The following is an 11,923-nucleotide window of genomic DNA, read 5'->3' as shown; positions in this document are numbered from 1 at the left end:
AAAGGACAGGCGCATGAGAGACTGGCGAGGAGATCGGGCCGAACGAGCCAATCCCTATCTGGACTGGGAGTTGCGCAACAGGCCACTCGGCAAGAGGCTGGACTGGTGCAGCGTGCAGATCCAACTGCTGCCGGAGGCCAACGGCAGCTATGTGGCCCATCTCGGCCAGTTGGCCGCCATCGTGGCCGCCGGCCGCGAGCCGGACGAGCCTGCTGACGCGCTGACCATCCGCATGTCGGCCGACGAATTCGATCTGCTGACGAAGCTGATCGACGACATCCGCATCGGTCGCGTCCCGCCGCCGGACGATCCGCGCGATGTGCAGTTCTTCATCTACCGGCCCGAAGACATCGCCAATCGCACTGCCGCCAACGGTCTCTTCACGGCGATCCATGTCGGCCCGCCGATTCCAGGCCTGCGCTTCGACTCTGGCATCGCCGCGCCGACCGATCTCGGCAAGCCGTTGACGGATTTGACGCGGCAGGTCGCTATCGGCGTCATCGATGACGGCATCGCCTTTGCCAACCGCCGTTTTCGCAGCAGGAGCGGCAGATCGCGCATCCGAGCGATCTGGCTGCAGGATGTCGAGCGCCGGACCAAGGATTTCGGCGTTGCCGCCGGGCAGCGGCTCACCGGCGAGGAGCTCGACGCGCTGTTTGCGGCGAATGCGAGCGAGGCCGACATCTATCGCGCGTTCGGCATGACCGATTTCGGCAATGAACAACGCAAGCCGCTGGCGCAACGCGTCTCGCACGGCACACACATCCTCGATCTCTCCGGCGGCTACGATCCGACCGCGGAGGATATCGGCAGCAAGCGGCCTCTGTTGGCGGTGCAGCTGCCGTCGCCGGTGTCCAGCGATACGACCGGCGTTACCATGGCGAGCTACGTGCTGCAGGGGGCGCGCCAGATCATGCTGTGGGCCGACCGGATCAACCCGAAGCTGCCGCTCGTCATCAATTTCAGCTATGGCATCGCGGCCGGCCCCAAGAACGGCAGCCACGAGATCGAGCAGGCTCTGTCGCGGATGATCGAGCGTCGCAACCAACGCGGCGGCCCGACCTATCTGGTGCTGCCGGCCGGCAACAGCTATCGCGAGCGGACGACGGGCCGGATGGTTGTGCAGCCCGGCGCCTCCGATCAGATCGATTGGATCATGCTGCCGGATGACGGTACGTCCAATCATCTCGAGATCTGGCTCGACGGCGAAGCGATCGCGCAGCAATGGCCGCGCGTCGGCGTCAGCCTGACGCCGCCCGGCGATGTGCCGCGCATGATCGATGGATTCGGTGATGGCGATGTGCAGGTGCTGGAGGATGACGGCAAGCCGATCGCCGCCATCAATGGCCACCTGGCCAAGGTGGCCGGCCAGCCCGATCGCGTCCGCTTTCATCTGTCGGTCAATCCGACCACCGCGCGCTGGAGCGTGAGGCATCCAGCGCCGGCCGGACGCTGGCGGCTTTCCGTCACCAACGGATCGGAGGCGCCGCTGACCGCACATCTCTACATCCAGCGCGACGATACCCCGCTGGGCTACGTGCAGCATGGACGTCAGTCCTATTTCGATCATGCAGGGGGCTATCAGCGTGCGGCGCTGGATGGCAGCTACAGCGATCCGGACAGCAGCGGCTGCCCCATGACTCGCGAGGACACACTGTCGGCGCTCGCGACCGGTGCGGGCGCGCTCGTGGTCGGCGCCGTCGATGCCGCGGGCCAGCCGACGGATTATACGGCGAGCGGTCCGACGCCGGGGCGCGCCGAGCCCGATTGTGCTGCCATCGCCGACCAGGGGCCCGCGCATTGGGGCGTGCTCGCGGCCGGTACCCGGAGCGGTTCGGTGGTGGCGATGCGCGGCACCAGCGTGGCAGCGCCGCAACTCGTGCGTCGGCTCGCAGATTATCTCGCATCGCTGCAACCGGGCCCGGTGCTTGCGTCGCTTGCGGTGACCGACGGTCCCGTGGCCAGCTCCGACGTCCCGCCGCCGGGCGCCGCCGTGCTCGAGCCGATCAAGCAGGACGCGGTGGCCGCTTCGCCGTGTGACCATGCCCGTATCGGCAGTTTCATCCTGCGTGCGAGCGGCCACCCCGGCCTGCCGCCGCGGACCTATCCGCGCAGCCCAAACTTGCGCTGAGCCCGACTCCCTGGTTCGCCGCCGCGCAATTGCAGCATGCTGGCAGACAGTGAGCCAGCACAGGCGCGCGCCTCGACTCCCAGCCCGGATCCGATGCCTCTTGCGCTGCGCCCTTGCCGACGCGCGCGATAGCGCAAGTGCGTGAGTGCAGATGGCGTCGTTCCGATGCATTTTTGACGATGCTCTTGCGATGTCCTGACGATCGTCTCACACCACCTCGGCATAGTTCCTCCCGTGCAAACGAGACACAGGAGGATTCAATGCGCAGATCCAATATCCGTATCGTGATGGGCTTGATCATCTCGCCCTTGCTGATGTCCCAGGCCTCCGGTCAGAACCTCAAGGACCTGGTGCCGACCTATCAGCCGCATCAACAGACCGACAGCGAGCGGTTGCAGAACTTCCGCGCTCCAGCCCCGCCTCCGACCAACTATCCGAACATCAGCCGTGATCCTTCCACCAACGAGCCGCGGCTCAACGTCAACCGCGATGTCTCGCTCGGCGGCAACGTGACCCGGAACAGCGCCGAGGGAAACGTCCGCTTCCCGATTCCGGGATCTCGCTAGGCGCTGTTCGGCGACATGGATGACTGCTCGCCGTCCAGGCGCGGCGTCTCGAAAGCGGGACGCTGCTTCAAACAATCATGATGACGTGAGGAGATTGCAGATGAAGAGTCTTCGACTGATGGCCTGCTCCGCCATGCTGTTGCCCAGCGTCGCTCTGGCGCAACAGCAGATTCCGACAGGCTCACTGCCGCCCGACATCGCGGCCGCGATCAAGGCGGCTCCGCTGACGCAGACGCTGATTCCGATCAGCGGCGAGGAGAAATTCGCGCAGCAGATCATCAAGGCGGATGAGATTTCCTTCGCGGCGGGGGCAAAGCTGACGCTGACCGGATTGAACTATCCCTACATCGTGGTGGCCGCGCAACGCATCAAGTTCGCCAACCCGGACACCTACAGCATCATCCAGCGCGATCCGCAGGCCGTGGCCGCCGTCGGCAGTGACGGCCCCGCAGGTCCCAATGGCGCCGACAATCCCGGCGAGACCAACCGGACTGGCAATCCCGGTTACCCCGGCGGCCCTGGCGGGCCTGCCGTGGCCGGACAGACCCGGCAACTGCCCGACGTCTATCTGGTCGCCGGAGAACTCTCCGATCCGAAAGGGCCGATCCCGGCTGGTCTTCTCAACCTCGTCCTTCTCTTCCGCGGCATTGACGGCGGCGATGGTGGGACCGGGGGGAAAGGCGGCAACGGCGGCCGGGCCGGAAACGGCAAGGAGGGCGCTACGAGCCTGTTCGACTGCAAGGAGGGTGGCGGCCCCGGCGGGACGGGAGGCGCTGCCGGTCCCGGAGGACGCGGCGGTGACGCCGGCGCTGGGGGACAAGGTGCCGATCTCATCTTCGTCACGACCAGACCTGCCTACGAAGTCCTGAGCTATTCGCGGATCAACAATGTCGGCGGGAGGGCCGGACTCCCAGGTCGGGGCGGCAGCCCGGGCAATCCGGGCCCCGGAGGCCAGGGCGCGCCGGCCAATGGCTGGTGCAAGGGCACAGGCGGAGGGTCGCCAGGCAATTTCCCGTCGCCTGCAAACCTCGGCTTCGGCAAGCCGTCTGCGGACGGCGCGAAGGGAACGGTCACGGCGGTCATTCTTCCGTCCGTCGGTCCTCTGTTCGGCAAGTGATGCGGCGAGCGGCAGATGAAACCTGCAGGCCGCGTCCTGCAGGTTTCGTCCGTCAGCGCGCGGTCCCAATCCCTCAATCCCGGAGGAAGCCATGACGACGACGCGCGACAGAGTGGAGCAATACGTCCTCGACTATTTCCATCGCCAGTGGCCCTCGGCGACCGAGGCCACCTCGCTCGCCGGCGATCTCGGCCTGGATGCCTACGAGATCTACCTTGACCCACTGCACCTCGTTCTTGCGCATAAGTCGAACCTCGCCGGGGCGACACAACGTATAGGTGATGAACTGTAGAGCGGGGCCGACCACGGCCCGGCCCTTGTACTGTTCGACCGAACGCATGAGGCCTCCGAGCTGTAGCTCGTCGGTGATTACCGCGCGGTGCTGTACCTGGGGTTGTAGCAGTGCGCCCCGTGGGAATAGGTAGGATCTGTCTCGGCCTTTAGGTTCGCTATAGCGAAGCGAAAGACGCTTCCGATAGTCCCCCTAAGCCGGTGGGCCGTTTCGCGCTTGCCATCGCGTTCTAAGGCCTTTAGGAGCGTTAGTATCTCGGCAGGCTTGATCTCCGTGAGAGGACGCTTCGTAAGAGGGGAGGCCAAGTCCTCAAGCAGCCACTTGTTCTTCTTAACCGTGGCCGGTGACTTGCCTTCTTGTTCGAGTTTATCGAGGTAATCTTGTGCGGCCGCAGCAAACGTATTGTTCGCGGCGATTTCAGCAGCCAACTTGTCGGCTTTGCGCTGTTCTGACGGATCGATTCCCTTCGCTATCAGCGTGCGTGCGCCGGCACGCTTGTCACGCGCGGAAGCGAGCGAGACTTCAAGATTGGTGCCAAACGAAAGCATCTTCTCCTTGCGGTCGAACTGGTAGCGGAAGCGCCACCACTTGCTGCCGTCGGGTTGCACGAAAAGATACAAGCCGTCGCCGTCAGAGTTTGTAGGCTTTCTGTTTTGGCTTGGCGCGGTCGATTGCAAATGGCGAGAGGGCCATCAGGTAGCCTCCTCCGGGTGTGAAAGAACCTACCTTGAATCTTACCCAGAGTTACCCATTCTGTCACAGGTCACCATGTGCAGCGGCGATTAGAACCGACCCAGCTCGTACGGAGTGCCCCGCTCAAACGGCGCTTAGGCTCATATCAAGAAGCACTAAGGGAATTAATCCATCACTTCGGGACGCCTGATGTGATCGGCGGCTAAATTAGTGCAGCGCGATGGATTTCAGCCTGCACGAAGATAGAGTGCTAAGCTAGCATGCCTCCTTGCGTTCCGAAAAGGCCCTTGCCCCGCGCAGGTAATTGAGTATCATTTCTGCAACTACAGGGGGGGCGACGATGCGCAGGCAGGCGTTGGTGGTTGCGGCGCTACTTATTGTATCTCACATGGGCTCTTCTTCTCGCGCATCGGAGAATTCTGAGCGCAACGCCCGGATGAATCAGTGTATTAAGCTTCTCCAAGCCGAGGACAAGTCGCTACGCAATTACTGGCGCGGCAGCTGTGGTGAAACTGCCCTCGAAGCCGAGTTGAATAGTTCGGGGCTGTTGCCAGCGTCGTCCAGCGGGATTGAACCGGAGGAGAGCGCAACTCTCATCCTAGAATCGGATAGCGATAGTTGCAACGGGAGCCTTGGCTATAAACCAATCGCCGAGACTTCAGCTTGCGGACTTGCGTCGAAGACGCTCAAGCAGAACCTATCACCAAGTGCTGTGATCCGGCTGCAGTTGCCAGGACACCGGTGCGCGCGGTTCATTCCTTTGCTTCTGACCAACAAGACCGATTTTGCTTGTAACGCTGTGCAAACAAGAATTGCATGTGTTGATGCCAAATACGATCAAGGATCCGATACCACCGAGATCAGGTTTTCAACGCGGCGCGATAAAACCGCATACTGGTCGTCCGTTATCATCCGACCCGGTGACATTGAGAGTCGCAAGGCGCGGATCTCCGATTTGGTAACAGATCCTCAGTTCGCTTTGTTGCCGGTCGCTGTATCCGGAAAGAATGTTCTCGGCGAAGTTCTTTCGGAGCTGGACTCTCAAAAAGAGGCGTGCATGGCGTCGGGACGAACTGAGAGCTATTGCGTAACTAGAAATATCGCGAAATCAGATCAATTTATGCAGGAATGGCTTCGGCGCTTTCGAAACCCAAGAAAGGATAGTCCAGCTGACAAGCGCCTTGCCGACGCGAAATCCCTTGTGGCGGAACTACGATCCCGTGGCATAGATAAGCAGTTAGAGAGCTGGCTTCTGTTTAAGTCGGTTGCCAAGAATGAAGTGGGTCTCGAAATAGAGGGCGGCAGCATTCGCGTTTCCGATCCCATTTACGGGGTTAGCGATGCCGTTTTCGGTTCGAGTGGGTTAAGCTTCGGAGCCCACCAGATAGACATTGGCGCGAACAGTCCAGCGGAAGTAGGCATCTTCTGGGAAGTGCTGTCCGCTTATCTATCCAAACACGAAGATTCTGCGCTGGATACGGCCCGAAAGATGCAGGCCTGTGTCAATCTTCCTATGAAGCTCGAAACGCTACGGGCGCTTGATATAACCTACAAAGCTAGCCCTGGCATGACGCTTGGCTTAAGGAGCAAAGAGGGGACGACTGAATATAACAATCGCCTTATCAAATATCTCCAAGAGCAGGTTGCGAAGACGAATGCTTTGCCGGGTCTATTTCAAAAGAGCATGCTCGCGCGAATACTCTATGCTGACTACGAAAATCAAAATGGCAGTGGAGGCAGCGTTCAAGTCAAAGCCAAGGAATCCGAGAGCGGAAAGAATCTATCTAATTGTGGCGATGTAGTCAAAGCCGAGGACGCGCTCTTGGATAAAATGATGTGGCAGACCTTCGACGGCAAGAGAACTCATGCAGACTATTACAAGCGATATGAGACTGTCCGGGATATCGTGCGGAGCAACGCGCCGCAAGGCGGTGTAGCTCGCTGCGAATGATAAATTGGTTCTGTCACAGGGGCTGGCGTGTATGGAGTGTCTCTGGGCGGAGCGCGCATTTCTTCTCATGGGTGCAAGCGAGCGGTCGAAAAAGACGCAAATCAAAGACGAGGTACGACAAAGCCTCATTGCGCTGAAATAATTTCTTGAACAACAAGCCTTCCTTTGATGAAGACCTTCGTCTCGCAAGCGCTGGTCCGAGCATAGACAGTGGCACAAATTTTTGTCGGAGTATTCTTGTCTGGGCTAGTGAACCAGCCAATATTGGACGTTCCGATAGGGTCGCTGTTAGCAGGGTTGCCGTCGACATACACGCGGCCACCGCGCTCGACGACATCGAAGCGCGCCGATCCAGGAATTATCCCGTTACTGCTCGAGCTGGGCGACACACATACTTCCGTTTGATGCGGCTTGCACGCATCACTGCGGTTATCGGATGTGCCTCCAGATTCCAAATAGACCGTTTCGCTGTTGACAAAGCGAGGTTGGGTACCCGGATCGACACCGCACGACGCCGAACGCGCTAGTTTATAGATAGGGTTGGCTTTTTCAGTGCCCTTGCAAAAATAGCGATACTGGACATGCTGAAATATGTCCCTGTTGGATTCTTCGCCCATCGAAGTGACTTGGATGCTGTGACCGGGATGCGCTTGCATCCAAGCTGCTGCAAGCCCATCACAGACACTGGATTGATTATTGCCGCCGCCGAGCCAAGCCGATTGCGCGGCCCATGGTTGGTCGATGCCCCAACTCTCAATTCCATTCTCCGGAATACGGCAGGCAAGATAAGATGGACTCGACGGCTTCGGCGCCTGCTTTTCGTTTGAAGGGGGAGACGACGCTCGTCCTATAATCATATCGCCGCCCCCAGACGGAGGAATGGAGAAGTAGGACGGGTCTAAAGGAAAATCTTTAGTGTATCGCGGAGCGTTTTTGGACACGTAGGAAATGACATCCGATGTATAAAGATATCCATCACCGGTGCGAGCGCCTTCGTCAAACGCTCCCAGGAGAAGCGATGTGAACGTGCCAGACGGAACATCTTCATTCTCATTACCGGCCGTCAAAAACTGCCTGACATGTTTCTTCACAGTAGGGCCAAATAGGTAGCCATTTGGGTTAGGTGCCGGCGGCGCAGCAAGCGTTGAGAGAATTCCCCCTGCACGGCAAGCTTCCAAAGCAAAGAATGCGTGCTTGAGCGTCATGTCGCCGGCCATTCCTCGGAGGCGGGAAATGGGGACAGCGGTGCGGTAAAAACCCGGCAGGTCAACGTTCTGATCAGGGGCATCGGTGGGGACAAGAAATGTGCGAGGCCCTTCGGTATCATCGGGCGTCCCGACTGAGGTCCCATGGCCGAAATAGTAGAAGAAAAGTCGCGCATCGTTCTGATATCCGATGTTCGCAACTATTTCGTTGAGATTTGTTTGTAGCTGCGCGCCAGTCAGATTCTTCCAGAGGAAAACATGAAAGCCTCGCTTTTCGAGCGCATCCCTTAGAAGCGCCGAACTGCGCTCGGCTTCCTTCTCCGGGGAAGTCCAGCCTTTCGTGTAGCGCCCCTCAACAATCATCACGGCGTAGCTCTGATCGTATATTCTTCTCTTCTGACCAGAACTATCAACAATTTCAAAAGATGAATCATCGTCGCCGTTGGTTTCGTAAGCGGGCGGCGTTGTCCAGGCCATGCTGCTCTTTGCAACGGCTGGTGAGCTTCCGCAGACAAGAGACGCAGCCAAGAAGCCAGCGAGTCTGCGCCTCGTTGCTTTAAACATTACGCAAACCCTCTGCTGTTCGAATCGATGCAAGTTCTAAGCCTGCATGAATGTTGAGCGACTTAACACTAAAGGTATGAAGACCGGCCTTATTGAACTGATTGCCACCTAACACATCGATGTGGTCAGGTTGCCCCGGCGTAGGCCCATCAAAGAACGCAACATGCCCATGAGCGGGATCGGACTTTTCAGTAAATACGGCTACATCTCCGCGTCCAGCATTCTTGGGTGGCCATATATCCCCGCGGTGCCACACTTCTTCGCCCCAATTGTTTTGGATGAAGGACTGCGAGCCAGCGTCCTTTGTCCCATCGAAGCTAGGCGAAGCATGCTGGAGGCACCAATTTAGGAATGCTGAACACCAAGGGGTAGTATCGCCGGCTGGTTTCAGTCCCGTCGAAAGGAAGAAGAGAACGATAAGAGGGTTCGCGACGGTCGGATGCGCTTTGTCTGGCTCGGGCCATGCCGTCTGAAACTGCGCAGGCAGAGATGTTACGAAATACTTTGCAATCCGATACGGAACCTTCTGCTTGGCCGCGGCGTCAAGCTGATCCTGAGCTTGTTGCCAAAGCGGCGAATCCTTTGGAAGCATGATCCTTCCGAGCGTAACAGGATTGCTCGTGGTAATCGCATCCGTCAGCAGCGCTTCCCACGTATCATTGAGCGCCTTCACACTTGTTGCCAAGCAAGCCCCTGACAATCCCAAGACAAGGCTTCGTCGATTGAGCATTGTTCATACTCCTTCTTGCCAACGAGCAATTCTGCGTATGGGAGCGGACGCATGCCTCGTGGTTGTTAAACAATCAGTTTGCAATTCCGAAGAAGATACCTTCATGCGTTCGGATCGCAAGTCCCCAATGCAGCGATCAGCAACCAAGTCCATTCCCAGTTATTGCAGACGCGAAGGACACTTTCGCCAGGCTTTCCACCCAGTGAGTCGTCGCTCGGCCGTGTCCCGTTCCCAAGCCCAAAGGAGGCAGAGTAGCGCCGTAACGATTTTGAACCTGTCAGAAGCTACCGCAGCGAACTCGACGCGGGGTACCAATTGCGCGCTGAGTCTATGCCGGCCCGTCGGTCATTTGCGCTTTTCGCAAGCCTTGATAGCCCGATCCGGAGGTCTTTCGCACGCTCGTAATCGGGTGGAGTGGACGCCGAGGCGCCCGGATACTCAATTTCGTCTGTTCGAGTAGGGGTTGTCAGATTGAGACAAATCGATTGTCGCGAGCAAGAAAAGTTAGTAGCTTATGGCCGTTTGGCTGATGGTGGGGGGAGAGTGATGGTTCTTTCGTCTCGGCGAGTGCTGGGGATTGCTTTTTCTTCTTTCATTTTTGTAATTTTTGCGACTTCCGCCAATGCAGGGTTCCTTTGCTCGATAAATCCTTGGTGCAAAGAGGAGGTGCCCAGCGGATCCGACCTCCGGTCACCTGAAGACCTCGCGAGCGATGACACGATCGCGGATCAGTCCGTAGCAGACAAAGTAGCAAACACGAGCTTCCGCTTTTTCAAGTTGACCGGCCAGAACGTGGGGACCGGATACGTTCGGGTCGAATACGATTTTGTGGGTCGAAAAATAGCAGGTAGTCCGAACGAGACCTACTACGGAGATGCCGACGGAAATTCGATCGATCTCTTTAAGCAATCGATATTGGACTGGGCGAGAACTTTGTTCGTTAAAGACAAGCGCACCTACGTGGTCACCCTGTCGGCACGGTCCAAAGCAAGCGGCGAACTCTTCTGGACCGAGCCGATCGTATCGTTCGAGTATGAGAATGGCTTCAATATAAAGAAGATCAGCGACTCGTTCCGATTTAACGGCAGCTCCACTTTCTACCGACCATTCGACGACGAAATCGAAGTGGGGTTGGATATTTTGCACGCGAAGACGTCGGACATAGACGTCAAACTAATAGGTGAACTTTTCGATGTTGCCGGGAAGCTTTCGTCCCTGTTGGGCGGCCCTGCGTTCTCCGTCGTGGACGTTATGGCAAGTGCGACGTACAGGAACACGATCGACGACTTAAAAGCTAAGCTAGCGCAGTTTCAGGTCTCAAAAGCGCTGTCGAGAAAGGCAGTTCTAAAATATGAGAACGACCGATGGATTGGCTTCCAATACTATTTTCGGGCACCAAATGTCCCGTCCTATCCGTTTAAGCTCAACGTCACGTTAGCCTATAAGAATTCGCTTCTCGATCAGCGCGTTGTTCGTCAACCCAACGGAGGTGCAGTCCTCGAGAGCGCTCAAATTCTTACGTTGCCGGTCAAACCAAAAGCGTCAACTTCCGTCCAAAGCTTGCGTGAATATTTCGCGTCCAATCCCATCTCCAGCGACGTGCAGGCCATTTTGGCGTCCCCGGCAGGATTGGGGGTTTCCGCATGCAGTAAGCTGACGCAAGCCGCCTCTGATATTCTGCAGCCCAATGATGTTTCGTTGGCAAAGCTCGCCTATGTACTGGACAGTTTGGATAAATTCGCAACCAAGAAGAGTCCAGACTGCTTCCAAGAAAGTGAGAAGGTGCATCTTGCCGATTACCACCTCAAGCTACCACCGGGATTCGATCAGGGGGGTGGAAGTTCGGGCGGTCAGCTTTTGAAGCTTCGGCCAATAGAGAAATACTTTAATCGGTATCTTGTCGCTCTTAGTATCCTCATAAAGTATGGGGAGGATCAGCGCGATGCAATTCAATCATCCATTACAGAGTTCGTAGGCCAAGCTAAGGATGGAGATGATGAACGGCCATTCAGGGTGAATGATCAGAGTAGTCTCTTTGTTTCGGGCGGACCGCGCCAAATCTTCCCGACGGACATGGTCAACGCGTTGCTGCTAAAGAAGTTTGATCAAGCGGGGTGTTTCGAACGATCGATCTACTCGGATAACGATGCTGATCCAAACGTCGTGGGGGTGCTCTTTGCGAAAGGTCCCGATGCCTACGAGGCTGTAGTACATTTCGATAAACAGCCAGTTGCGGATCCACAACCCAATCAGATCAAGGTCGATCTTATGGAAATTCGGCCCCTCACAGATGACGTGCGCCGCTTGTACGAGAAGGCCTATAATTCGAAGGCGTGTAGGTCCGGATGGAATCCTTGGAAGAAAGGTACGTAGTTGGGCGGACGCAATCTGCGGTTCTGCGTCTGCAGATTTCCTGCTCATAAGAGCTTCCTACGTCTTGGAGGGATAACCTTTACATCGGCAACAATCGTAGCAGCGGTTACGGCGGACTTGCGCTGGAAGCGACGAGTTACATTCGCGCTACGTCGTTCCGGGTGACCTTGCCCCCAAGTTTTATCCAGATCTGAGTTCGTTCGGGCGGTTTGATGTGCCCATCTGGGCGGTCGTAGCGGCGGGAGCTGGCGCGGAGCTCTCGGCATAGCGCAGCGCCAGATCCCGACGCGGATTGCAGGTG

9 protein-coding genes are annotated in these 11,923 nt (G+C 57.7%); 6 read left to right on the top strand and 3 right to left on the bottom strand.

Going from position 1 to position 11,923, the window contains the following annotated elements; genetic code table 11:
* Positions 1 to 13 precede the first annotated feature (13 nt).
* From ACQR03_RS32425 to ACQR03_RS32410, 4 genes are all read left to right on the top strand, one after another.
* Positions 14 to 2,131: a S8 family serine peptidase gene (locus ACQR03_RS32425; protein WP_434842341.1), complete on the top strand. Its 2,118-nt coding sequence runs from the start codon at positions 14 to 16 to the stop codon at positions 2,129 to 2,131.
* A 260-nt stretch (positions 2,132 to 2,391) separates the two neighbouring features.
* Positions 2,392 to 2,697, top strand: coding sequence for a hypothetical protein (locus tag ACQR03_RS32420; RefSeq protein WP_315716237.1), 306 nt, complete (start codon positions 2,392 to 2,394; stop codon positions 2,695 to 2,697).
* A 100-nt stretch (positions 2,698 to 2,797) separates the two neighbouring features.
* Complete coding sequence (locus ACQR03_RS32415; RefSeq protein WP_315716236.1) at positions 2,798 to 3,814, top strand: hypothetical protein; 1,017 nt, start codon at positions 2,798 to 2,800, stop codon at positions 3,812 to 3,814.
* Positions 3,815 to 3,905: 91 nt separating this feature from the next.
* The gene (locus ACQR03_RS32410) at positions 3,906 to 4,106 is read left to right on the top strand and encodes a hypothetical protein (RefSeq protein ID WP_434842342.1); all 201 of its coding nucleotides are present in this window, start codon (positions 3,906 to 3,908) and stop codon (positions 4,104 to 4,106) included.
* A gap of 77 nt (positions 4,107 to 4,183) precedes the next feature.
* Here the strand turns inward: ACQR03_RS32410 and ACQR03_RS32405 are convergent, their stop codons facing one another.
* Positions 4,184 to 4,783 carry a tyrosine-type recombinase/integrase gene (locus ACQR03_RS32405; RefSeq protein WP_434842343.1) on the bottom strand — a complete coding sequence of 200 codons (600 nt, stop codon included), beginning with the start codon at positions 4,781 to 4,783 and terminating at the stop codon, positions 4,184 to 4,186.
* Between the two features lie 356 nt (positions 4,784 to 5,139).
* Here ACQR03_RS32405 and ACQR03_RS32400 point away from each other — a divergent pair, with 356 nt between their 5' ends.
* Positions 5,140 to 6,750 (top strand): hypothetical protein, encoded by a 1,611-nt coding sequence (locus tag ACQR03_RS32400; RefSeq protein WP_434842344.1) that lies wholly within the window; start codon positions 5,140 to 5,142, stop codon positions 6,748 to 6,750.
* Between the two features lie 125 nt (positions 6,751 to 6,875).
* On the opposite strand, the gene ACQR03_RS32395 is transcribed toward ACQR03_RS32400, so the two are convergent.
* A complete protein-coding gene (locus tag ACQR03_RS32395) occupies positions 6,876 to 8,432 on the bottom strand; it encodes a caspase family protein (RefSeq protein ID WP_434842345.1) in 1,557 nt (518 codons plus the stop codon).
* 79 nt (positions 8,433 to 8,511) lie between these two features.
* On the bottom strand, positions 8,512 to 9,249 hold the full coding sequence (locus ACQR03_RS32390) for a CHAP domain-containing protein (RefSeq protein WP_434842346.1): 738 nt from the start codon (positions 9,247 to 9,249) through the stop codon (positions 8,512 to 8,514).
* Between the two features lie 471 nt (positions 9,250 to 9,720).
* On the opposite strand from ACQR03_RS32390, the gene ACQR03_RS32385 reads away from it, so the two are divergent.
* Positions 9,721 to 11,622 carry a hypothetical protein gene (locus ACQR03_RS32385; protein WP_434842347.1) on the top strand — a complete coding sequence of 634 codons (1,902 nt, stop codon included), beginning with the start codon at positions 9,721 to 9,723 and terminating at the stop codon, positions 11,620 to 11,622.
* Positions 11,623 to 11,923 lie beyond the last annotated feature (301 nt).

This window comes from Bradyrhizobium sp. HKCCYLS3070 (assembly GCF_051167575.1).
Lineage (GTDB): Bacteria > Pseudomonadota > Alphaproteobacteria > Rhizobiales > Xanthobacteraceae > Bradyrhizobium.
The sequence above is the reverse complement of the archived record's forward strand: the minus strand, read 5'-3'. Positions and strand labels throughout refer to the sequence as shown.

Coding starts and splice junctions, on each gene's coding strand:
- ACQR03_RS32425 (WP_434842341.1), top strand. CDS start 14: ATGAGAGACTGGCGAGGAGATCGGGCCGAACGAGCCAATCCCTATCTG.
- ACQR03_RS32420 (WP_315716237.1), top strand. CDS start 2,392: ATGCGCAGATCCAATATCCGTATCGTGATGGGCTTGATCATCTCGCCC.
- ACQR03_RS32415 (WP_315716236.1), top strand. CDS start 2,798: ATGAAGAGTCTTCGACTGATGGCCTGCTCCGCCATGCTGTTGCCCAGC.
- ACQR03_RS32410 (WP_434842342.1), top strand. CDS start 3,906: ATGACGACGACGCGCGACAGAGTGGAGCAATACGTCCTCGACTATTTC.
- ACQR03_RS32400 (WP_434842344.1), top strand. CDS start 5,140: ATGCGCAGGCAGGCGTTGGTGGTTGCGGCGCTACTTATTGTATCTCAC.
- ACQR03_RS32395 (WP_434842345.1), bottom strand. CDS start 8,432: ATGGCCTGGACAACGCCGCCCGCTTACGAAACCAACGGCGACGATGAT.
- ACQR03_RS32390 (WP_434842346.1), bottom strand. CDS start 9,249: ATGCTCAATCGACGAAGCCTTGTCTTGGGATTGTCAGGGGCTTGCTTG.